Genomic DNA, 22532 nt, shown 5'->3' with positions numbered 1-22532 from the left:
CCCCGGCGACCGCCAGCGGTGAGAGAAGACCCTTACGCGCGAAATGCTTTGGAACGTTGTTCCATTCGCTGGCGAACAGTGTTGCTGGCCTTTCCCGCATCCGTCAATCAGAATGGAACAGTGTTCCGGCAACCAGGCGACCGGCGGTCCCATGGAAAAGATTCAGCAACTCGGCAATGACATGGTCAGCGCCGTCGGGCGCACCCTGGCGGTGCTCGAAGCCCTCGGCGAGCGCGAGGACGACTGCGGCGTCTCGGAGCTGGCGCAGCAGCTGGACCTGTCGAAGAGCACCGTCCACCGCTTCCTGCAGACGCTCAAGGCGCTGGGCTATGTGGTCCAGGACGCCGAGGACCGCTACCGCCTCAGCGTCAAGCTGTTCGAACTGGGCGCCCGCGCCCTGCCCCAGCTGGAGCTGGTCCGCGAAGCCGAACCGGGCATGCGCCTGCTCAACGACCTCACCGGCGAGACCGTCCACCTCGGCATCTTCGACGAGGGCGCCATCGTCTATGTGCACAAGCTCGATTCGCGCTACACCCTGCGCATGTATTCACGCATCGGTCGGCGGGCTCCGCTGTATTGCACCGGGATCGGCAAGGTGCTGATGGCCTGGCGCCCCGATGCCGAGGTGCGGCAGATCCTCGCCCAGGAAACCTTTGTCCGTCGCACGCCCAACACCCTCGACAGCCTGGCCGCCTACCTCGCGGAACTGGCGCGGGTTCGTGAGCTGGGCTTCGCCGAAGACCACGAGGAATTCGAGGCCAACATGAGGTGCCTGGCGGCGCCGATCCGCGATCGCTTCGGCCAGGTCATCGCCGGCCTGAGCGTGTCCTTTCCCTGCTTCCGCTTCCGCGAAGACCTCAAGGCCGAGTACGTCGAGCAGATGCTCGCCACCACGGCGCGCATCTCGGCGCAGATGGGTGCCCCGGCCGGCTAGCGCCAGCCGGGATCGTCGCTCCCACGAGGGCACTGATTCGGGCGTCCAGCCATAGTCAGACCAATGGTCCTATGGCCGGCTCGGCCTTAAGCCGCCGCTAAGCCACCCCCTATAGCGTGTGATGCACATCACAACTCCAACCCGGTGTCCCGCCGGGGCTACCCTCACGGTGACTGTCATGATGATGCGCACACTCAAGGTGGGTCGCCGGTCGGCCTTGGCCTTCTCGATTATCGTAGCAATCGTCATCGCGCTCGGGGCCATCGCCCTGATCCAGATGCGGCAACTCAGGCAGTCGGAAATCGAGGTGGAAACGGACTGGATGCCCAGCGTCCGCCAGGCCGGCCAGATGACCGCGGCGCTGCTCAGGTTGCGCCTCGAAAGCCTGAGAGCCCTGGGCACCCGGGACCCCGCGCGCCAGCCGGACATGGCCACGGCCCTGGTCGATCTGCGCAGCCGCTTCGCCACCGGGGTAAAGGACTATGCGCCCCTGGTGTCCAGCGATGCGGAGCAGCGGCTGTACCAGGCGGTGCAGGACGGGGCCACGGCTTATCTGGGCCTGCTGGACAGCTTCGAGACCCTTTACCGGACGGGGGATCTGCCCGGTGCCGAGGCCCTGGCCAACGGCCGCATGCGGGCGGCCGCCGACCAGCTGCAGGCGCAGATCGAAAACCTGGCCGCGCTGAATGACCGGGGCGCCGTCGCCTCGGGCATCGAAGCGGGACGGATCTACGACCACGGCCTGGCCTGGGTCGCGGGGCTGATCCTCGCCACCCTGCTGGCCACCATCGCCCTGGCCTTCCTGCTGACGCGCAGCATCACCCTGCCCATCGGCGAAGCCCTGCGCATCGCCCAGCGGATCGCCAACAAGGATCTTGCCGAAGACATCCAGGTCACGGGCCGCGACGAGGCCGCCGGCCTGCTGACCGCCCTGGCCGACATGCAGGCCAATCTGCGCGATACCGTGGCCCATCTGGCGGACAGCTCCAGTCAGTTGGCCGCCTCCGCCGAGGAGATGACCGCGGTGATCGACGCTGGCAATCGCGGCCTGCTCAGGCAAAACGACGAGATCGGCCAGGTGGCCACCGCGGTGACGGAAATGAGCGCCGCGGTGGACGAGGTGGCGCGCCACGCGGAGGAAAGCGCCGGCGCCTCGCAAAGGGGCAGCACCCTGACCCAGGCCGGCCTGCAACACGTGGCCGCGACCCTGACCGCCATCGAACGGCTGGCTACCCAGGTCGATCAGAGCAGCGGCCAGATCCAGACGCTGTCGGGGCGCGCCCAGGCCATCAGCAACGTGGTCGACGTCATCCGCGCCATCGCCGAGCAGACCAATCTGCTGGCGCTCAATGCCGCCATCGAAGCGGCACGCGCCGGCGATCAGGGTCGCGGCTTCGCCGTAGTCGCGGATGAGGTCCGCGCCCTCGCCCACCGCACCCAGCAGTCGACGCGGGAGATCGAGGCCATGATCGGCACCATCCAGCAGGATTCGACGGACGCGGTGAAGGCCATGCAGCAGAGCAGCCAGACCGCCGAACAATCCCTGGCCGTTGCCCGGGAAGCCAACGGTGCCTTATTGGCCATCGCCGGAGCCATGAACGGCATCGACGAGCGTACGGCGCTGATCGCCACGGCCGCCGAACAACAGGCCCTGGTGGCCAAGGACATCGACCGGGGCCTGATCAGCATCAAGGACCTGTCCGACCAGACCGCCGCGGGCGCCAGTCAGACCTCCAGCGCCAGTAATGAGGTGTCGCGCCTGGCGGCCGGTCTCCGTCAGGTGGTGGCGGAATTCGTGATTTGACCGGGGCCGGCGCTGGCCGCCAAAACGGTGGCAGTCCGCGAAGGATCGGCCGGCCTTTTCTCCAGGCACAAAAAAAGCTGCCCTAGGGCAGCTTCTCTTGCGTCGTTCGGGCAGTTCAGAGGACCCGGAACGACTCGTATGGCGCGGCGGACGGGACTCGAACCCGCGACCCCCGGCGTGACAGGCCGGTATTCTAACCGACTGAACTACCGCCGCGCATTGCGTGCACCTTGCGGAACACTTCCCGAAGAGTTTGGTGGCTGATGACGGGATCGAACCGCCGACCCCCTGCGTGTGATGCAGGTGCTCTCCCAGCTGAGCTAATCAGCCATCCCCTTCGGGTGACGCGCATTCTCCTCGTAGCCCCTTGATCCGTCAAGGATTTTTCCAATTTTATTTTTTTCGGGCGCTATTCCAGGTAGATCATCTTGCGGGTCATGCCGCCGTCCAGGGTGATGGCCTCGCCGGTGAGGAAACCGGCGTTGCCGCCGAGCAGCCAGGCCACGCAGGCCGCCACGTCCTCCACCGTCCCTACCCGTCCGACCGGATGCTGCTCGTGGTCGGAGGCGGACAGCGGTTCGGCCGCGCGGACATGGGCATCGCGGGCGTCGATCCAGCCCGGGCAGAGGGCATTCACCCGCACTTCCGGGCCGAGGCTGACGGCCAGGGCATGGGTCAGGGCCAGCAACCCGCCCTTGCTCGCGGCATAGGCTTCGCTGTGGGGCTCGGACTGCCGGGCGCGGGTCGAGGCGATGTTGACGATGGCGCCCTGCTGCTCGCGCAGATAGGGCGCGCAGTGCTTGGCCAGCAGCATGGGGCCGTCCAGATTCACCCCGAGCACCTTGCGCCACTCGGTCAGCGCCAGGCTTTCCAGCGGCTGGCCCTGGGCGGTGGCGAGACCGGCGTTGTTGACCAGGGCGTCCAGCCGACCGAACTGGCCGATCACCTGGGCCACGGCGGCCTCCACCTGACCCTCGTCAGCCACGTCCAGAGCCACGAACCAGGCGCGCTCGCCGAGTGCGGCGGCCACCTTGGCGCCGCGCTCCTGCTCGATATCGGCCACCACTACCCGCCAGCCTTCGGCTATTAGCCAGGCGGCGATACCCAGCCCGATCCCACGCGCCGCGCCGGTGACCAGGGCGACACGCAGCTCTACCGGTGCGAACGTCAGACTCATAGCGCCGCCAGTCCGCGGGCCAGGTCCTGGCGCAGATCGCCCAGGTCTTCGAGACCCACGGCGATGCGGATCAGGCTGTCGCTGATCCCGGCATTGGCGCGCTCGGCCGGCGACAGCCGCCCGTGCGAGGTCGTCGCCGGGTGGGCGATGGTGGTCTTGGTATCGCCCAGGTTGGTGGTGATGGAGATCATCCGGGTGGCGTCGATGAAGCGCCAGGCGGCGTCGCGCCCACCGGCCACCTCGAAGCTCACCACGGCGCCAAAGGCGCTCTGCTGGCGGCACGCCAGCTCATGCTGCGGATGGCTTTCCAGGCCGGCATAGTGGACCCGCTCGACGCCGGGCTGGCCTTCCAGCCACCGTGCCAGCTCCAGTGCGGTCTGGCTGTGCGCCTGCATGCGGATCTTCAGCGTCTCCAGGCCCTTGAGGAACAGCCAGGCGTTGAAGGGACTCAGGGTCGGGCCCGCGGTACGCAGGAAACCCACCACCTCCTTCATCTGCTCGGCACGACCGGCGACCACGCCGCCCATGCCGCGACCCTGACCGTCGATGTACTTGGTCGCCGAATGGATGACGATGTCGGCACCCAGCGCGAGCGGCTTCTGCAGCGCCGGGGTGCAGAAGCAGTTGTCGACCGCCAGCAGCGCGCCCCGGGCATGGGCGATCTCGGCCAGGGCGGCGATGTCCACCAGCTCCGCCAGGGGATTGGACGGCGACTCGACGAAGAACAGCCGGGTGTTGGGCTTGCAGGCCGCCTGCCAGGCGTCCAGATCGGCCAGCGGCGGATAGTCCACCTCGATGCCGAAGCGCTTGAAGTACTTCTCGAACAGACTGATGGTCGAGCCGAACACGCTGCGCGAAACCAGCACATGGTCACCGGCGCTGCACAGGCTCATGACCATGGCCAGGATGGCCGACATGCCCGAGGCGGTGGCCACCGCCTGCTCCGCGCCTTCCAGGGCCGCGATACGGGTCTCGAAGGTACGGACCGTAGGGTTGGTGTAGCGCGAATAGACGTTGCCCGGCACCTCGCCGGCGAAGCGCGCCGCGGCATCCGCGGCGGTCCGGAACACGTAGCTGCTGGTCAGGAACAGGGCTTCGCCATGCTCGCCTTCCGGCGAGCGCTGCTGCCCTGCCCGCACCGCCAAGGTCTCGAAGGCCGCGCCCTCGAGATCACTGTCCAGGCGTCCGGCATCCCAGTCTTGGCTCATGTGCAGCTCCTTAGTCGTTGTAGAGATCGATGATGGCGCTGACCGCCTTGTGCTTGACCTTGGCCGCGTCGTTGCGCGCCTGTTCGATCCGGTTCAGATAGGCGGCATCGACGTCGCCGGTGATGTACTCGCCATCGAACACCGCGCAGTCGAACTGCTCGACCTTGGGTGCCTTGCGGGTACGCACGGCTTCCTGCAGGTCCTGCAGATCCTGGTAGATCAGCCAGTCGGCGCCGATCAGTTCGCCGACTTCCTCGGTGGTGCGGCCGTGGGCGATCAGCTCGTGCACGCTGGGCATGTCGATGCCGTAGACGTTGGGGAAACGCACCGCCGGAGCCGCCGAGCAGAAGTAGACCTTCTTGGCGCCGGCTTCGCGGGCCATCTGGATGATCTGCTTGCAGGTGGTGCCGCGGACGATGGAGTCGTCCACCAGCATCACGTTCTTGCCGCGGAATTCCAGTTCGATGGCGTTGAGCTTCTGGCGCACCGACTTCTTGCGCGCGGCCTGGCCGGGCATGATGAAGGTCCGGCCGATGTAGCGGTTCTTGACGAAGCCCTCGCGGAACTTGACGCCCAGGTGATTGGCCAGCTCCAGCGCCGCGGTGCGGCTGGTGTCCGGAATCGGGATGACCACATCGATGTCGTGTTCGGGGCGCTCGCGCTGGATCTTCTCGGCGAGCTTCTCGCCCATGCGCAGGCGCGCCTTGTAGACCGAGATGCCATCGATGATGGAATCCGGACGCGCCAGGTAGACGTGCTCGAAGATGCAAGGCGCGTATTGCGGATTCTGCGCGCACTGGCGGGTGTAGAGGCGACCGTCTTCGGTGATGTACACCGCCTCGCCCGGCTCCAGATCACGGATCAGGGTGAAGCCGAGTACGTCGAGGGCGACGCTCTCGGAGGCGATCATGTACTCCACGCCGTATTCGGTGTGACGCTGGCCGAAGACGATGGGACGGATGGCGTTGGGATCGCGGAAGCCGACGATACCGTAGCCGGTGATCATGGCCACCACGGCATAGCCGCCACGGCAGCGCTCATGGACCTCGGAGACCGCGGCGAAGACGTCGTCCTCGGTCGGCTGCAGCTTGTTGCGCACCGCCAGCTCGTGGGCGAAGACGTTGAGCAGCACCTCGGAATCGGAGGTGGTGTTGACGTGGCGCAGATCGGATTCGTAGATCTCGCGGGACAGCTGCTCGACGTTGGTCAGGTTGCCGTTGTGCGCCAGGGTGATGCCATAGGGCGAGTTGACGTAGAACGGCTGCGCCTCGGCGGAGCTGGAGCTGCCGGCGGTGGGATAGCGCACGTGGGCGATGCCCATGTGGCCGACCAGATGCTGCATGTGCCGCTGCTGGAAGACGTCGCGGACCAGGCCGTTGTCTTTGCGCAGGAAGAGTTTACCGTCCAGGCTGGTGACGATACCGGCGGCATCCTGACCGCGATGTTGAAGGACGGTGAGCGCGTCGTACAAAGACTGGTTGACGTTCGTCTTGCCCACGATACCTACGATGCCACACATGTGACGCGACCCCACTGTTTCAAGTGATGCGACGGCGGACCATCGCAGGATGACCCCGCAAGGCGAGGCCTGGAAAAGCGTTCAAGGAGCCTTGGGCCCCAGCTGCGGCAGCAGTTGCAGACTGGGCATGGGCGTCGCGCCCAGCCACTGGCCGGCAAAGCCCAACAGCAGATTCTTCGACCAATCGGCCACCAGCAGAAAATGTGGAACCAGCACCGACTGCTGCCACCAGCCATCCTGCTGGACCGGCCCCAGGCTCAACAGCCCCACGGCCACGGTGATCAGCAAGGCACCGCGGGCGGCGCCAAAGGCCATGCCGAGAAAGCGATCGGTGCCCGACAATCCGGTGACGCGGATCAGTTCGCCAAGCAAGAAGCTCACCAGGGCACCCACGAGTAGCGTCAGCACGAAAAGAATGACACAGGCGGCGATCACTCGCCCGGACGGCACCTGAATATAGTCGACCAGATAGGTGGACAGTGCCCCACCGAAGACCCAGGCCACGCCACCGGCGACGATCCAGGTGGCCAGTGACAACGCTTCCTTGACGAAGCCGCGCCTGAGACTGATCAGGCTGGAAACGATGACAACGGCGACGATCGCCCAGTCCACCCAGGTGAAGCCCACGGCAAGGTCCACTTACAAAAAGGCCCTGCATTCTAGCAGAGCCTTGTGACCGGGTTAACCGCGCTCCGGCTGAAAGCGCACGACGAAACCCTTGACGCCATTCTGCTTGTTGAGCTGATCGCGCAGCCGATCCGCCTCGCTGCGCTCTATCACCGGCCCGACGAAGACGCGATTCATGCCATCGGCGGTGCGCACATAGGCGTTGTAGCCCTGGCTGCGCAGCTTGGCCTGCAGGGCGTCGGCGCTGGGCCGGGACGACAGGCTGGCGAGCTGGACCGACCAGCTGTTGGGCAGATTGGCCGCGCCCAGCCGCGAGTCCGGCTTGGCCGCCGGCGCCGGTGTAGCTGAGGGCGCCGCTGGCGCGCTGGCAACGGGCGCAGGGGCGGCAGGTGCCTTGGCGACCGGCGCGGCAGGCTGGGATTGGGCAGGCGCGGGACTTACCGGCGCATTCTGCGTCGGCGCCTGGCCGGCGGTACCGGCAATGGGGGTCTGCGGCTTGCCGAGCGGCTTGGCCGGCTCGTCCGGCACCACCACCACGGGCGGCGCCTCGGGCGTCTGTACCGGCTGCACCTCGGTCGCGGGCACGCTGGGTGCGGCCGGCTGGGGCGGCGCCTCGACCGCCACCTTGCGGGCGTCGTCCTGGCGATTGAAGAGCATGGGCACGAAGATGATGATCAGCGCCAGCAGCACCAGCGCTCCGATGACTCTTTGCTTGAGCATGGGTTATGCCTCCGCGGATTCGGATGGGGAAGAGAGCTGCGCGAGCACCTCGGCGACGCTGTAGAAGGAGCCGAACACGACCACCTCGTCGTCGGCCGCACTGGCGGCCAGTTGCGCCTCGAAGGCGGCCAGCAGGGAGGCATGGGCCTCGGCCTGGGCACCGCGCTCGACCAGGCGTGCGGCCACCTCGGCACCGTCGCGACTGCGCGGGGTCGGCAGGGTCGCCACCGCCCAGCTGGCGAACAGACCCTCCAGGGGCGCCAGGATGCCGTCCAGGTCCTTGTCGGCCAGGACGCCGAACACCGCACGACGTACGCCGGCGATCGGCTTCATGGCCAGGCGCCGGGCCAGGTACTCGGCGGCGTGGGGATTGTGGGCCACGTCCAGCAGGACGCTGCGAGCCTCCCCTGCCCGCTCGACCTGGCGGCGATCGAGCCGTCCGGTCATGCGCGTCGCCTGCAGGGCCGCGGCGATCTGCTCCGGCAGCCAGGGCTGGTCGAGCAAGGCGTAGGCCTGCAAGGCCAGGGCGGCATTTTCCATGGGCAGGTCGAGCAACGGCAGACCGGGCAGCGCGAGGGCGTTGCCCTGGGCATCGCGCCCGCGCCAGAACCAGCCGGCGCTCTCGATCTGCAGGTCGAAGGCTTCGCCGCGCAGCAGCAAGGGAGCACCCAGGCGCTCGGCGGCTTGGATCAGCGGCGCGGGGGGCTTCAGATCGCCGCAGAGGGCCGGCTTGCCGGCGCGGAAGATACCGGCCTTTTCCACGGCGACGCTTTCGCGGGTGTCGCCCAGCCATTCGGCGTGGTCGAGGCCGATGCTGGTGACCAGCGCCAGATCGGCGTCGATCAGATTGACCGCGTCCAGGCGTCCGCCCAGACCGACTTCGAGGACGGCGACGTCCAGCCGGGCACGCTCGAACAGCCAGAAGGCCGCCAGGGTACCCACTTCAAAATAGGTCAGGCTGATCTCGCCCCGCGCGGCTTCCACCGCGGCGAAGGCGGTGCACAGATCGCTATCGCTGGCCAGGGTGCCGTCCACATCGACGCGCTCGTTGTAGCGCACTAGATGCGGCGAGGCATAGACGCCGACCCGCTGTCCGCTGGCGCGCAGCAGACTGGCGAGAAAGGCGCAGGTGGAGCCCTTGCCGTTGGTGCCGGTCACGGTCACCACCCGCGGGGCCGGCCGGGTCAGGCCCAGCCGCTGCGCGACCTCGCGCACCCGGTCCAGGCCCATGTCGATCGCCGACGGATGCAGCTGCTCGAGATAGGCCAGCCACTGCGCGAGGCTGCGCGAAGCCATCAGGCCGCCGGTACCGGCTGGTGCTGGAAGGTCGCCAGCAGACGCGCCAGGCGATCACGCAATTCCTTGCGCGAGACGATGATGTCGACGGCGCCGTGCTCCAGCAGGAATTCGCTGCGCTGGAAGCCTTCCGGCAGCTTTTCGCGCACGGTCTGCTCGATCACCCGCGGACCGGCAAAGCCGATCAAGGCCTTGGGCTCGGCGACGATGACGTCACCCAGCATCGCCAGACTGGCGGAGACGCCACCATAGACCGGATCGGTCAGCACCGAGATGAAGGGGATGCCCTCTTCGCGCAGACGCGCCAGCACCGCGGAGGTCTTGGCCATCTGCATCAGCGAGATCAGGGCTTCCTGCATCCGCGCACCGCCCGAGGCGGAAAAGCAGATCAGCGGGCAACGCTCTTCCAGGGCCACATTGGCCGCGCGCACGAAGCGCTCGCCGACCACGGCGCCCATGGAGCCACCCATGAAGGAGAATTCGAAGGCGCAGACCGCCACCGGCATGCCCTTGAGGGTGCCGCGCATGGAGATCAGGGCGTCTTTTTCGCCGGTTTCCTTTTGCGCGGCGGTGAAACGGTCCTTGTACTTCTTGCTGTCGCGGAATTTCAGGCGGTCCACCGGCTCCAGCTCGGTGCCCAGCTCTTCACGACCCTCGGCGTCGAGGAAGATGTCCAGGCGGCGCCGCGCATTGATGCGCATGTGGTGACCGCACTTCAGGCACACGTCCAGGTTCTTTTCCAGCTCCGGACGGTAGAGGACCGCTTCGCAGGCCGGACACTTGTGCCAAAGACCTTCCGGCACCGAACTGCGCTTCACCTCGGACCGCATGATGGAAGGAATCAGTTTGTCGACCAGCCAATTGCTCATGCATCTCTCTCCACTTGCATGGGCTCCCAGCGCGACCGCGGCCGCGCCTTCCTTGAGCATCTGTAATAGGTTCGGCAGCGCCCGCTGTTGCCCGGGCCGCTACCCTGTTGTCTCATGCCGACTCCCGGGGAGTCGGACGGCAGGCCCACCAGGGCGGATCTGCTTGAATATGTCGCAGGTGTGGACGGCAACCACCCGACGAGGGTCACATCAGGCGACCGGCGCACCCCGCACGGCCGCCACGAAACGCACGATCTCGGCGGCATCCTTGATGCCCTTGGCCTGCTCTACGCCGCCGCTCACGTCCACGCCATAGGCGCGGGACGCGGCGATGGCGGTGGCGACGTTGGTCGCGTCCAGGCCACCGGCCACGATCAGCGGCAGCGACAGATCCCGGGGTACCCGCGTCCAGTCGAAGGCCTGCCCTGTCCCACCGGGTACGCCGGCGACATAGGTGTCGAGCAGCAGCCCGCGGGCGCCGGCATGGTCCCGGGCGATGGCGGCGAGGTCGATATCCTCGCGCATGCGCAGGGCCTTGATATAGGGACGGCGATACCGGGCGCACTGCGCCGGGGTCTCGTCGCCGTGGAATTGCAGGAGGTCCAGGGGCACGGCGTCCAGCGTCTCCTCGATCTCGCAGGGCGAGGCATCGACAAAGAGCCCGACACTGGTGACGAAGGGCGGCAGCGCCGCGACGATCTGGCGCGCCTGGGCAGCGCTCACCGCCCGTGGGCTGCGCGCATAGAACACCAGGCCGATGGCATCGGCGCCGGCGGCCGCGGCGGCCAGCGCATCCTCGACCCGGGTGATCCCGCAGATCTTCACTCGAACGTTAGCCAAACCGGAATGACCTCGTTCCAAATCGATGGATGTTAGCAGACCACCCGCGCAGCGTCAGCCTTGGGGGTCATCCAGCTCGGGGATATGCCCCAGGAACAGCGGACCCAGCGGCCGCTTGGGCACCGGCGTGCTCTCGGGATATTCGGCGTCCACCAGGTAGAGGCCGTAGGGATGGGCGGTTACGCCACCCAGGCGCCGCTCCCGCGCCGCCAGGACCTCGGCGACCCACTCCACCGGTCGCTCGCCACAGCCCACCGCCATCAGCACCCCGGCGATGTTGCGCACCATGTGATGCAGGAAGGCGTTGGCGCGGATGTCCAGCACGATCAGCCGCCCGCTCTGCCAGAGGCGCAGGTGGTGGATGGTCTTGATCGCCGACTTGGCCTGGCAGGCCTTGGCCCGGAAGGAGGTGAAATCATGGGTACCGAGCAGCACCTGGGCTGCCTCGCGCATGGGCTCGATGCGCAGCGGACGATGATTCCAGGTGACCTCCTCCGCCAGGTGCGCAGGCCGGATCGGATCGTTATAGATCACATAGCGGTAACGCCGCGCCATGGCGCTGAAACGGGCATGGAATTCGTTGCTGACCGGCTTGACCCAGGTGACGCTGATGTCGGACGGCAGATTGGCGTTGGTGCCCATCACCCAGGCCTTGAGTGGCCGCGCGACCGGGGACTCGAAATGCACCACCTGGCCGGTGGCGTGCACGCCACAGTCGGTACGCCCGGCGCAATGCAGCGCGATGGGCGCCGCGGCGACCTCGGACAGGGCGTCTTCCAGGGTCTCCTGAACGGAGCGCACGCCCGGCTGCTGGCGCTGCCAACCGCGATAGCGGGCGCCCTTGTACTCGACGCCGAGCGCGATGCGCTGCGGCGGGACGATGATGGTGGGGTCTAGAAAATCCAAGGCGACGGCCAGGCGAAAAAAAGGGGAGGCAGCTTATAGCGCCTCCCCTCCTCTGCCAAGTCCGGCCAGCCTCAGCTGAGCTGGGCGATGATCTCGCGCGCTTCCTGCTGTTGCCCGGCGTTACCCTCGGCCAGTACCTCGTCGAGGATGTCCCGAGCACCTTCCGGATCGCCCATGTCGATGTAGGCACGCGCCAGGTCCAGCTTGGTGGCGGTCTCGTCTTCGCCGGACAGGAAGTCGAAGTCGTCCAGACCATCGCCCCCGGTGGTGCCGCTGGTGGTCTCCGCATCGAACTGGCGGGAGGCCTCCTGCAGGCGGGCGGCGAATTCCTCGTCGCTTTCGCGCTTGGGCGCCGGCTGCTCGTCGTCGAAGTCGGACAGATCGAAACTCGCGGGCAATTCGGCGTCGGTCGTCGAGGTCGCCGGCGGCGCCAGCGGCTCGTCGAAGGCCGAGCCGGCACTGGAATCCGCAAGAGGCTCCTCGTGCGCCAGGTCGCCCTGCCGTTCGAATTCGCTGAAGTCCAGGGCGAAGTCGTCGTCCTTGGCGGCGGGAGTCGCCGCCGGGGTGGCCGCGGGTTCGGCATCGAAATTCAGATCGAAGTCGAAATCGTCGCGCGGGTCGGCCGCCTTGGCCTGAGCATCGGCGAAGGCCTCGCCGAACAGCGGCTCCTCGGCCGGACCGGCAGGCTGATGACCCTGGGTGTCCTCGCTGCCGAAGTCATCCAGGGACAGATCGAAGTCCTGGCTGTCTTCGGTGGCCGAGAAGCCCTGGTTGCGGGATTGCTCCTCGCTCAGTTCGTGGGCGGCGGCCAGGGCAGCCGCGCCGACCGCAGCGGAGGCTACCGCGACGGTGGCCATGGCCGGATATCGCGACTTCAGGTGCTCGACCGCCGGCTGGGCGCCGCCGATCTCCTTGAGTTCGCGCTCTTCGCGCTGGAAGCCGTCCTTGTCGCCCATCTCGGCATAGACTTCCATGAGCTTGAGGCGCAGATCGGCGCGATGGGGCTCCTGGTCGCTGGCCTTCTTGAGCACCTCGGCCGCCTGGCTGAAGCGACCATAGGCCATGTAGATGTCGGCCTGACCCAGGGCATCGTCCTGGGCATCGGCGTCTCGTGCGGCGTCCTGGGTACCCTGGTTCAATTCCAGGCCGGCGAGCGCGTGGTGATCACCGAGTTCGGGATCGGCGTCGAACACCGTATCGCTGCGCGCGGCTTCGGCGTCGCGCTCACGCTCGGCCTCCTTCACGGCATTGCGGCGCGAGTTGATCATCAGCAGCACCAGCAGCGCCAGTAACGCGCTGCCGCCGATGATGCCCAGCCACAGCGGATTGCTGAGGATCTCGTCGAGGAAACTGTTGGTGGCCTCGGTGGGTTCGGTGGCCGGGGTGCTCGGGGTGACCGGAATGACCTTGGGCTCGCTGGCCGCGGGCGGCGCCGAGCCGGTACCCGCCTCGCTGGCCGGCGGCGTGGTGGCGGGCGCAGGGGTGGCCTCGACCGGCATGGCCGGGGTCGCGGCCGTCGGCTCCTGGGGCGCCGGCGTGGCGGTGTTCTCGGTTGGCGCAGGCGCGACCGGCGCCGCGGCTTCCGGGGTCGCCGCCGGCTGGGCCGGCTGGCCCGCGGCCTGCGGATTGGCCATGTTGGCCTGCATCCGCGCCAGCTGGGCATCCTTGAGCTGCATGATCTTCTGCAGCTTGTCGAGTTGCGACTGCAGATCGCCCAGGCGGCTCTTGAGTTCTTCGTTCTCGCGGCGCGTGGTGTCCAGGCTTTCCTGGGTCACCGCCAGGCGATCGGCGAGGGACTGGTCACCGCCCTTGCCACCGGCGGACTCGCCCGCGCGCCCGGCCGGCTGACCGGAGAGCAGCTTGAGATTGTCCCTGGGGGCGGCGGCGGCCGGCGCCTCGTTGCCGCTCAGCTGGGCGGAGGCGTCCACCTGACGGCGCGGCGTACCGGCTGGTGCGGCGGTGCCACCCTGCTTCCAGGCACGGGTCTGGCGAGCGATCTCGGCGACCGCCTCGCGCTGGGGTCGCGTACCGGCCTGGGCCTGATCGGGCAGGCGCAGCACCTGTCCGCTCTTCATCAGATTGATGTTGCGATCGATGAAGGCGTCGGGATTCAGATCCTGGATCGCCAGCATGGTCTGGTCGACGCTGACGCTGGAGGCAGGGCGATTGCGCGCCGCCACTTCCCAGAGGGTGTCGCGCGGCTCGGTGGTGTAGGTGCCAGGCGTCTGGGTCGCACTCGGCGCCGGCGCGGCTGGCGGCGTGGCCGGACGCGGTGCGCTCGGCGTGTTGGCGCGTGCTCGCGGCGTGGCCGGGACCTGGGGCGCGAACGGCGCGGCGGCGGCCTGCGGGGTATAGAGCGGCGGATCCAGCAGCACGGTGTACTCGCGCAGGATACGGCCGCTGGGCCAGTTCACTTCCAGCAGGAAGTTGAGATAGGGCTCGCGCACCGGACGCGCCGAGGTCACGCGGATGACGGTGCGCCCGTTGCGCACCTCCGGGGTGAACTTGAGGTCGTTGAGAAAGAAGGCACGGTCGACGCCGGCCTTGCCGAACTCTTCGACGGACGCCAGATTGGGGCGCAAGTCGGCGGTGCCGAGGTCACGCAGGTCCGACAGATCGATGGTGGCATCGAAGGGCTGATTGAGGGCGGAGTTGAGGTGGATCTCCCCCAGGCTGAGCGCCTGGGCCGCGCCAGACATCAAGGCGCTCGCCGCTGCAATTGCCCGCACCAGTTTCTGAACTCGAACCATGACCGTCCCTTTTTAGAAGCTGTCGATCGCGCCACCGTGCGGGCGCCTGTGTCCATCGCTGCGTGCCACGTCCACTGCCCTTTTACTCAAGCCAAAAGGGCGAAGCATTTCACGAAGTATCTTTTAGGCCGACTGTTTAAGCAACAATTCGGCCAGCTGAACGGCCGTCAGTGCCGACAATCTGACATTGTCCGCCACCAGCCAGCATTCCAGCCGTCGCGCATCCCGCGGATGTCGCCGTACCCGCCCCACCAGCACCTCTTCCCGCCCCAGGGCATCGCCAACCGCCGACGGACAATCGACGTCTTCGTCGAGCGCCAGACCCGGCTCGTCACCCAGGGCCTCGAGCACCTGCTCCAGCTGCCATTGCTCCTTGCCCCTCAGACTCAGCGCCAGGCTGTCGCCAAAGAAGACCGGGGCCTGCAGGGCCGTGACATCCAGCACCGGCAAGGTCGCTCCCAGCACCTGCTGACATTCGTCCAGCAGGCGATGTTCCTGGGCAGTATAGCCATCCGCGGCCGGTGCACCGGTGCGACCGAGCAGATTGAAGGCCAGCTGGCCTTCGAACAGCCGGGCTTCCACCGGGCGCCCATTGAGCAATTCGGTGGCCTGCCGCGCCAATTCCTCGACGCCGCCACGGCCGGCACCGGAGGCCGCCAGGCAGGCGGTCATGGACGCATCGGTGAGCGCATTCAGGCGGGCCAGCACGGCGGCCACGCTGGCAGCGGCCTGGGCAGCCGCCAGGGGGACGCCGAGCCAGGCGTTCGCCGCGAGGCTGTCCAGGCGTTCGCCATTGATGCGCGGCAGTACGGACAGCGCGGCGGAGGCGCCGCTGAGATCGAGCACGGCGCAACCAGCGGCGGCCAGTTGCGGCCTCAGGCTTTCCACCACGGCGGCGGGCACGGCGAGGATGGCGATGCCGACCTGGGCAAAATCGAAGCCTTCGAGCCCGGTGACGCGCAGGTTGCTGCCTCGGAAGGGCAGATTCTGCCCCGCTGACTCACCGCTGGCGAGCAGGTGCAGCCGCCCGAGAGGCACGTCACGCTCGTCGAGGAGTTCACGAATGGCTTCGCCGTAGGCGCTGGTGGCGCCGACGAGGGCGATATCTCTGGCAGTCATGATGGGGCGTCCGCAACGAAAGAGGGCCGCACTTTACTGGCGGCCCTCCTCCCTAGGCAAACGTTTAGCCGTCGACCTACTGTTCCAGCAGGATCCGCAGCATGCGCCGCAGCGGCTCCGCGGCGCCCCACAGCAGCTGGTCGCCCACGGTGAAGGCGCCCAGGTACTGGGAGCCCATGTTCAGCTTGCGCAGGCGGCCGACCGGCACGCTCAGGGTGCCGGTGACGGCAGCCGGAGTCAGGTCGCGCATGCTGACGTCGCGGTTGTTCGGCACCAGCTTGACCCAGGGGTTGTGCTGGCTGATCAGACCATGGATGTCGGACAGCGGCACGTCCTTGTTGAGCTTGATGGTCAGGGCCTGGCTGTGGCAGCGCATGGCGCCAATGCGCACGCAGATGCCATCCACGGGAATCGGATTCTTGAAGCGACCGAGGATCTTGTTGGTCTCGGCCTGGGCCTTCCACTCTTCGCGGCTCTGGCCGTTGGGCAGTTCCTTGTCGATCCAGGGAATCAGGCTGCCGGCCAGGGGAACACCGAACTGCTCGGTGGGGAAGGCTTCGCTGCGCAGGGTTTCGGCGACCTGGCGATCGATGTCCAGGATGGCGCTGGCCGGATCGGCCAGGCTGTCGGCGACGGCGGCGTGGGTGGCGCCCATCTGGCGGATCAGCTCGCGCATGTTCTGCGCACCGGCGCCGGAGGCAGCCTGGTAGGTCATGGCGCTCATCCAGTCCACCAGACCGGCTTCGAACAGGCCGCCCAGGGCCATCAGCATCAGGCTGACGGTGCAGTTGCCGCCGATGAAGTCCTTGCGGCCATCGGCCAGGGCCTGGTCGATGACGCGACGGTTGACCGGGTCCAGCACGATGACGGCGTCATCCTGCATGCGCAGGCTGGAGGCCGCGTCGATCCAGTAGCCTTTCCAGCCAGCCTGGCGCAGCTTGGGGAACACCTCGCTGGTGTAGTCGCCGCCCTGGCAGGTGAGGATGACGTCGAGGGTCTTGAGCTCGTCGATGCTGTAGGCATCCTTGAGCGGCGCCACGCCCTTGCCAATGGCCGGGCCTTCGCCGCCGACGTTGGAGGTGGTGAAGAACACGGGCTCGATCAAGTCGAAATCCCGCTCTTCGAGCATGCGCTGCATGAGCACGGAGCCCACCATGCCACGCCAACCGATCAGACCTACACGTTTCATCGCTACTGCACCTTTGTTGTCTTGAGGACGGCCGCCTCCCCTGGCGGCCGATCAGATTAACGCCTAACGAGCGCCGCTACTACTGCTTCGCCCATCTCGCGGGTACCGACCCGCTGCTTGCCTTCCGACCAGATGTCGCCGGTCCGCAGGCCCTGGTCCAGCACCTGGCCCACCGCCGCCTCGATGGCCTCGGCCGCCGCGGCGGCACCGAAGGTGTATCTGAGCATCATGGCCACCGAGAGGATGGTGGCCAGCGGGTTGGCGACGCCCTGGCCGGCGATGTCGGGCGCCGAGCCGTGGCAGGGTTCGTACATGCCCTTGTTGTGCGCATCCAGGGACGCCGAGGGCAGCATGCCGATGGAACCGGTCAGCATCGAGGCCTCGTCGGAGAGGATGTCGCCGAACATGTTGTCGGTGACGATGACGTCGAACTGCTTGGGCGCGCGGACCAGCTGCATGGCGGCGTTGTCGACGTACATGTGGCTGAGTTCGACGTCCGGATAGTCCTTGGCCACCTCCTCCACCACTTCGCGCCACAGGCGGCTGGATTCGAGGACGTTGGCCTTGTCCACCGAGCACAGCTTGCGGCCCCGCAGGCGGGCCATGTCGAAGCCGACGCGGGCGATGCGGCGGATCTCGCCTTCGCTGTACGGCAGGGTATCGAAGGCCTGGCGCTCGCCGTTCTCCAGCACCCGGGTCTCGCGCGGCGAGCCGAAGTAGATGCCACCGGTCAGCTCGCGGACGATGAGGATGTCCAGGCCGGAGACCACTTCCGGCTTGAGGGTCGAGGCTTCGGCCAGTTGCGGATAGAGGATGGCCGGACGGAGGTTGCCGAACAGGCCCAGGGCGGAACGGATCTTCAGCAGACCGCGCTCGGGACGGATGTCGCGCTCGAGCTTGTCCCACTTGGGACCGCCCACGGCGCCCAGCAGCACGGCGTCGGCGGCGCGGGCACGCGCCAGGGTCTCATCGGCCAGGGGCACGCCGTAACGGTCGATGGCGGCGCCGCCCAGGTCGTCATGAACCAGTTCGAAGCCGAGGTCATGGTCGCGGTTGACCGCTTCCAGCACCTTGACCGCCTCGGCCATGATTTCCGGACCGATGCCGTCGCCCGGCAGGATGAGGATCTGCTTGCTCATTGTCTTTTCCTGTTCCAAATCAGATGGGCTGGGCCCAGAGAACCATGACGTCGACGGTGAAGGAGCCGTCGCGGTCGATTTCGAAATACTGGCGCACTTCCTGGCCGATCTTGCTCTGCAGGCTGCGGATGGCCTGGCACTGTGGCTCGGGGGTGCGCATACGCGCAGTCCAGCTGGCGAAGTCCAGGCGCAGGCGCTGGCGACGGCAACGGGTCACGCCGAGGCGCGCCATGTCCAGCAGGCGGTGCCACTCGGCGAAGGAATAGTTACGCACGTGGCTGATGTCGCGCAGGATCTCCACCGTCTGCAGGTAGGTATCCAGGCGCGGGTTGGCTGGCGAGATCACGTCGATGATGGCCATCTCGCCGCCATGGCGCAGTACCCGGCGCACTTCGCGCAGGGCCGCGCCGATGTCGCGCCAGTGGTGCGCCGAATAGCGGCTGAAGACGAAGTCGAAGCTGGCGTCGCCAAACGGCAGGTGCTCGGCCATGCCGGGCTGGACGCTGATGTTGTCCAGGCCCTGCTCGGCCGCGCTGCGCTTGACCACCGAGAGCATTTCCTCGGCCAGGTCCAGGGCGACAACCTGCCCGGCCACGGGCGCCACGTTGTAGCTGACGTGACCGCCACCGCAGCCGAGATCCAGCACCTTGGCGCCTTCGCGCTGGGCCACGGCGTCGCGCAGTTCGAGGAGTTCGGCGCCCTGCGCATGGACGGCACTGGTCAGATAGGCCTCGGCGGTGGCGCCGAATTGCTGCTGTACGTGTTGCTCGTGGTCACCGCTCATGGAGCCTCCGGAAAGAGCGCCGACCTCGCGGGCCGGCGACTGGGTTCAGGCGCTGGGGAACATCCAGGGACTGCTCTGGCGATAGCGGTCTTCGAAACTCGCGATGGCGTCGGCATCCTGCAGGGTCAGGCCGATGTCGTCCAGGCCATTGAGCAGGCAGTGCTTGCGGAAGGCATCGATCTCGAAGGACAGCGCCACGCCATCGGGACGGCGCACGGTCTGGCTCTCGAGATCGACCACCAGCTGGTAGCCCTCGCTGGCTTCGACCTGGCGGAACAGCTCGTCGACGTCGGCATCGCTGAGGATGATCGGCAAGAGGCCGTTCTTGAAGCTGTTGTTGAAGAAGATGTCGGCGAAGCTCGGCGCGATCACCGAGCGGAAGCCGTAGCCATCCAGCGCCCAGGGCGCGTGCTCGCGGCTGGAACCGCAGCCGAAGTTCTCGCGGGCCAGGAGGATGCTGGCGCCCTGGTAGCGCGGCTGGTTGAGCACGAACTCGGGATTCAGCGGACGCTTGCTGTGGTCCTGGCCGGGCTGGCCGACATCCAGGTAGCGCCACTCGTCGAACAGGTTGGGGCCGAAGCCGGTGCGCTTGATCGACTTCAAGAATTGCTTGGGAATGATCTGGTCGGTGTCGACGTTGGCGCGATCCAGGGGTGCGACCAAACCGGTGTGCTGGGTAAAGGCTTGCATGGTCAGGCTCCTCAGGCGTTGGCGAAGTCGCGGACGTCGACGAAACGACCGGCGATGGCGGCGGCGGCGGCCATCGCCGGGCTCACCAGGTGGGTACGGCCACCGGCGCCCTGGCGGCCTTCGAAGTTGCGGTTGGAGGTGGAGGCGCAGTGCTCGCCACTCTCCAGGCGGTCGGCGTTCATCGCCAGGCACATGGAGCAACCCGGCTCGCGCCATTCGAAACCGGCTTCGATGAACACCTTGTCCAGGCCTTCACGCTCGGCCTGGGCCTTGACCAGGCCGGAGCCCGGCACCACCAGCGCCTGCTTGAGGGTGGCGGCGACCTTGCGGCCCTTGGCCACGGCGGCGGCGGCGCGGAGGTCCTCGATGCGGGAGTTGGTGCAGGAGCCGATGAAGACGCGGTCCAGCACGATGTCGGTGATCGGCTGGTTGGCCTTGAGGCCCATGTACTTCAGGGCGCGCTCGATGGAACCGCGCTTGACCGGATCGGCTTCGCGAGCCGGGTCCGGTACCTGCTGGTCGACGGCCAGGACCATCTCCGGCGAGGTGCCCCAGCTGACCTGCGGCTTGAGCTGGGCGGCGTCGAGTTCGACCACGGTGTCGAAGTGGGCATCGGCATCGGACACCAGGCCGCGCCACTGGGCGACGGCGGCTTCCCAGACGGCGCCGGTGGGCGCGAAGGGACGGCCCTCGACGTAGTCGATGGTGGTCTGGTCCACCGCGACCATGCCGACCCGGGCACCGGCCTCGATGGACATGTTGCAGATGGTCATGCGGCCTTCCATGGACAGGGCGCGGATGGCGCTGCCGGCGAATTCGATGGCATGGCCGTTACCGCCGGCGGTGCCGATCTTGCCGATGACGGCGAGCACGATGTCCTTGGCGGTGACGCCGAAGGGCAATTCACCCTCCACCAACACCCGCATGTTCTTCATCTTCTTGGCCACCAGGCACTGGGTGGCGAGCACGTGCTCGACTTCGGAGGTGCCGATGCCATGGGCCAGGGCACCGAAGGCGCCGTTGGTGGAGGTGTGGGAGTCACCGCAGACCACGGTCATGCCGGGCAGCACGGCGCCCTGCTCCGGGCCGATCACGTGGACGATGCCCTGGCGGACGTCGTTCATCTTGAACTGGGTGACGCCGAAGTCGTCGCAGTTCTCGTCCAGGGTGCGGACCTGGATGCGCGAGATCTCGTCCTTGATGGAGTCGAGGCCTTCCTTGCGATCGGGGGTGGTCGGCACGTTGTGATCGGGGGTCGCCAGGTTGGCGTCCAGACGCCAGGGCTTGCGGCCGGCCAGACGCAGGCCTTCGAAAGCCTGGGGCGAGGTCACTTCGTGGATGATGTGGCGGTCGATGTAGAGCAGCGCGGAACCGTCGTCGCGCTGCTTGACCAGGTGCATATCCCAGAGTTTGTCGTAGAGCGTCTTGCCAGCCATGGATCGATTCCTCATCAGGCGTGGAACGGCACGGGCCTTTGCATGCCCTTGGTGCTTGTGGGGTCAAAGATACCGCGCTAGGCTCGCATGAAACAAATTCATCTTTTTCATGAAGCGCATAACCAAAAGGAATTCGACGTCTTGGATCTCGCCAATCTGAATGCCTTCGTCGCGGTGGCCGAAACCGGCGGCTTTTCCGATGCGGGCGAGCGGCTACACCTGACCCAGCCAGCGGTGAGCAAACGCATCGCCGCCCTGGAGCTGCAGCTGGGACTGCGGCTGTTCGATCGCATCGGGCGCGAGGTCAGCCTGACCGAGGCGGGACGCGCCCTGCTCCCCCGCGCGTACCAGATTCTAGGCGTGATCGATGACACCCGGCGTGCCCTGACCAATCTCAATGGTGCCATCGGCGGGCGGCTGACGCTGGCGACCAGTCACCACATCGGCCTGCACCGGCTGCCGCCGATCCTCAGGCGCTTCACCCGGGACTATCCCGACGTCGCCCTGGACATCCGCTTTCTCGATTCGGAAGCGGCCTACGACGAGATCCTGCATGGGCGGGTGGAGCTGGCGATCATCACCCTGGCGCCCCAGACCGCGGCGCCGATCAAGGCGGTGCCGGTGTGGAGCGATCCGCTGGATTTCGTGGCGGCGCCCGAACATCCGCTGGCGAACCAGGCGGAGGTCACCCTGGCCGACGTGGCGCGCCATCCGGCGGTGTTTCCCGGTGGCAATACCTTTACCCGGCTGATCGTGCATGGGCTGTTCGATGCCCAGGGACTGACACCCAATATCGCCATGAGCACCAACTACCTGGAGACCATCAAGATGCTGGTGTCCATCGGCCTGGCCTGGAGCGTGTTGCCGCGTACCCTGCTGGACGACCAGGTGCGTCGCCTGCCGTTGCCGGGGATTCAGCTGGAGCGCCAGCTCGGGTACATCCTGCATACCGAGCGCACCCATTCGAATGCGGCGCAGGCGTTCATGGGGTTGCTGGATGAGGCGGGTTGAGCCGTGATTGGGGACTAGCCGTGCCTGAGATCGCGGCCATGGGCCGCTCCTACAGGCAGGCTCCGTACGCATAGATACGTAGCGTGGAGACGGCACAGCCTTTTCCGCAAGGGGGGTTGTTGGCGAGGGGCGCCCTCACCCCAACCCTCTCCCCAAGGGAGAGGGGGCTGTCCGAGTAGGGGTTCAGCTCCAACAGCGCGGGCTCGACCTGGGCTGGATGTCTTTATCGCGGCCATGGCGGTCCGCCGATGCGGCCGCTCCTGTAATTTGGCCTGTGCTGTAGGAGCGGCCCATGGCCGCGATAACGATATTCGCCGGCAACCCTATCCCTTCTTGAGCTTCTTCAGGCGTTTCCTGGACTTGTCGATGACTTCCTTGCGCTCCTTGTCCTTCAATTCCTTCCAGCCCTTGATCTCTGAGCGCTTGCGGCCACATCCCTGGCAGACTTCGTCCTTGATCTTGCACTGGCTGATGCAGGGACTTTCGACCTTACCCACGGCAACCTCGGAAATGA

General features: G+C 67.1%; 20 protein-coding genes, 2 tRNA genes and 1 pseudogene. 4 read left to right on the top strand and 19 right to left on the bottom strand.

Annotation, left to right across the window (positions count from 1 at the left end; genetic code table 11):
* Positions 1 to 151: 151 nt before the first annotated feature.
* From kdgR to ACZ5R1_RS09915, 3 genes and pseudogenes are all read left to right on the top strand, one after another.
* On the top strand, positions 152 to 934 hold the full coding sequence (kdgR, locus tag ACZ5R1_RS09925; protein ID WP_340246193.1) for a DNA-binding transcriptional regulator KdgR: 783 nt from the start codon (positions 152 to 154) through the stop codon (positions 932 to 934).
* 121 nt (positions 935 to 1055) lie between these two features.
* Positions 1056 to 1835: pseudogene (locus ACZ5R1_RS09920) on the top strand (MCP four helix bundle domain-containing protein); the annotation flags it as partial.
* Positions 1836 to 1874: 39 nt separating this feature from the next.
* Complete coding sequence (locus ACZ5R1_RS09915) at positions 1875 to 2738, top strand: methyl-accepting chemotaxis protein (RefSeq protein WP_371099737.1); 864 nt, start codon at positions 1875 to 1877, stop codon at positions 2736 to 2738.
* A gap of 139 nt (positions 2739 to 2877) precedes the next feature.
* Here ACZ5R1_RS09915 and ACZ5R1_RS09910 read toward each other — a convergent pair.
* From ACZ5R1_RS09910 to leuC, 18 genes are all read right to left on the bottom strand, one after another.
* Positions 2878 to 2954: transfer RNA gene (locus tag ACZ5R1_RS09910), tRNA-Asp, on the bottom strand.
* Between the two features lie 38 nt (positions 2955 to 2992).
* Positions 2993 to 3068 (bottom strand) — tRNA-Val (locus ACZ5R1_RS09905).
* Between the two features lie 79 nt (positions 3069 to 3147).
* On the bottom strand, positions 3148 to 3915 hold the full coding sequence (locus ACZ5R1_RS09900; protein ID WP_464713118.1) for an SDR family oxidoreductase: 768 nt from the start codon (positions 3913 to 3915) through the stop codon (positions 3148 to 3150).
* Positions 3912 to 5123 (bottom strand): O-succinylhomoserine sulfhydrylase, encoded by a 1212-nt coding sequence (locus ACZ5R1_RS09895; protein WP_044342554.1) that lies wholly within the window; start codon positions 5121 to 5123, stop codon positions 3912 to 3914. The genes ACZ5R1_RS09900 and ACZ5R1_RS09895 overlap by 4 nt, the downstream gene beginning before the upstream one ends.
* Positions 5124 to 5133: 10 nt before the next feature.
* Positions 5134 to 6642, bottom strand: coding sequence for an amidophosphoribosyltransferase (purF, locus tag ACZ5R1_RS09890; RefSeq protein ID WP_007158654.1), 1509 nt, complete (start codon positions 6640 to 6642; stop codon positions 5134 to 5136).
* Positions 6643 to 6723: 81 nt separating this feature from the next.
* A complete protein-coding gene (locus tag ACZ5R1_RS09885; RefSeq protein WP_007158655.1) occupies positions 6724 to 7269 on the bottom strand; it encodes a CvpA family protein in 546 nt (181 codons plus the stop codon).
* Between the two features lie 54 nt (positions 7270 to 7323).
* Positions 7324 to 7989 (bottom strand): SPOR domain-containing protein, encoded by a 666-nt coding sequence (locus ACZ5R1_RS09880; RefSeq protein WP_288478638.1) that lies wholly within the window; start codon positions 7987 to 7989, stop codon positions 7324 to 7326.
* Positions 7990 to 7992: 3 nt separating this feature from the next.
* Positions 7993 to 9285 (bottom strand): bifunctional tetrahydrofolate synthase/dihydrofolate synthase, encoded by a 1293-nt coding sequence (folC, locus tag ACZ5R1_RS09875; RefSeq protein WP_464713117.1) that lies wholly within the window; start codon positions 9283 to 9285, stop codon positions 7993 to 7995.
* Positions 9285 to 10154 (bottom strand): acetyl-CoA carboxylase, carboxyltransferase subunit beta, encoded by an 870-nt coding sequence (gene accD / locus ACZ5R1_RS09870; RefSeq protein WP_007158658.1) that lies wholly within the window; start codon positions 10152 to 10154, stop codon positions 9285 to 9287. Before accD ends, folC begins: the two co-directional genes overlap by 1 nt.
* Positions 10155 to 10364: 210 nt before the next feature.
* Positions 10365 to 10994 (bottom strand): phosphoribosylanthranilate isomerase, encoded by a 630-nt coding sequence (locus ACZ5R1_RS09865; RefSeq protein WP_044342557.1) that lies wholly within the window; start codon positions 10992 to 10994, stop codon positions 10365 to 10367.
* 54 nt (positions 10995 to 11048) lie between these two features.
* The gene (gene truA, locus ACZ5R1_RS09860) at positions 11049 to 11900 is read right to left on the bottom strand and encodes a tRNA pseudouridine(38-40) synthase TruA (protein WP_007158660.1); all 852 of its coding nucleotides are present in this window, start codon (positions 11898 to 11900) and stop codon (positions 11049 to 11051) included.
* Between the two features lie 71 nt (positions 11901 to 11971).
* Positions 11972 to 14650 carry a motility hub landmark protein FimV gene (locus ACZ5R1_RS09855; protein ID WP_464713116.1) on the bottom strand — a complete coding sequence of 893 codons (2679 nt, stop codon included), beginning with the start codon at positions 14648 to 14650 and terminating at the stop codon, positions 11972 to 11974.
* A 123-nt stretch (positions 14651 to 14773) separates the two neighbouring features.
* Positions 14774 to 15769 carry an aspartate-semialdehyde dehydrogenase gene (locus ACZ5R1_RS09850; RefSeq protein ID WP_464713115.1) on the bottom strand — a complete coding sequence of 332 codons (996 nt, stop codon included), beginning with the start codon at positions 15767 to 15769 and terminating at the stop codon, positions 14774 to 14776.
* 76 nt (positions 15770 to 15845) lie between these two features.
* Positions 15846 to 16958, bottom strand: a complete 1113-nt coding sequence (gene asd / locus ACZ5R1_RS09845) for an aspartate-semialdehyde dehydrogenase (RefSeq protein ID WP_007158663.1) — start codon at positions 16956 to 16958, stop codon at positions 15846 to 15848.
* A 56-nt stretch (positions 16959 to 17014) separates the two neighbouring features.
* The gene (gene leuB / locus ACZ5R1_RS09840) at positions 17015 to 18097 is read right to left on the bottom strand and encodes a 3-isopropylmalate dehydrogenase (protein ID WP_027599659.1); all 1083 of its coding nucleotides are present in this window, start codon (positions 18095 to 18097) and stop codon (positions 17015 to 17017) included.
* 19 nt (positions 18098 to 18116) lie between these two features.
* Positions 18117 to 18881: a class I SAM-dependent methyltransferase gene (locus ACZ5R1_RS09835; protein ID WP_027599660.1), complete on the bottom strand. Its 765-nt coding sequence runs from the start codon at positions 18879 to 18881 to the stop codon at positions 18117 to 18119.
* A gap of 45 nt (positions 18882 to 18926) precedes the next feature.
* Positions 18927 to 19571, bottom strand: a complete 645-nt coding sequence (leuD, locus tag ACZ5R1_RS09830) for a 3-isopropylmalate dehydratase small subunit (protein WP_027599661.1) — start codon at positions 19569 to 19571, stop codon at positions 18927 to 18929.
* 11 nt (positions 19572 to 19582) lie between these two features.
* Complete coding sequence (gene leuC, locus ACZ5R1_RS09825; protein WP_027602049.1) at positions 19583 to 21007, bottom strand: 3-isopropylmalate dehydratase large subunit; 1425 nt, start codon at positions 21005 to 21007, stop codon at positions 19583 to 19585.
* Between the two features lie 141 nt (positions 21008 to 21148).
* Here leuC and ACZ5R1_RS09820 point away from each other — a divergent pair, with 141 nt between their 5' ends.
* Entirely contained in the window at positions 21149 to 22018 is an 870-nt protein-coding gene (locus ACZ5R1_RS09820; RefSeq protein WP_144944716.1) for a LysR family transcriptional regulator, read from the top strand.
* A gap of 323 nt (positions 22019 to 22341) precedes the next feature.
* On the opposite strand, the gene ACZ5R1_RS09815 is transcribed toward ACZ5R1_RS09820, so the two are convergent.
* Positions 22342 to 22515 carry a DUF1289 domain-containing protein gene (locus tag ACZ5R1_RS09815; RefSeq protein WP_007158669.1) on the bottom strand — a complete coding sequence of 58 codons (174 nt, stop codon included), beginning with the start codon at positions 22513 to 22515 and terminating at the stop codon, positions 22342 to 22344.
* Positions 22516 to 22532: the final 17 nt, after the last annotated feature.

Source organism: Pseudomonas sp. Pso3 (assembly GCF_055393275.1).
This window is presented reverse-complemented; position numbering and strand designations above follow the sequence as displayed.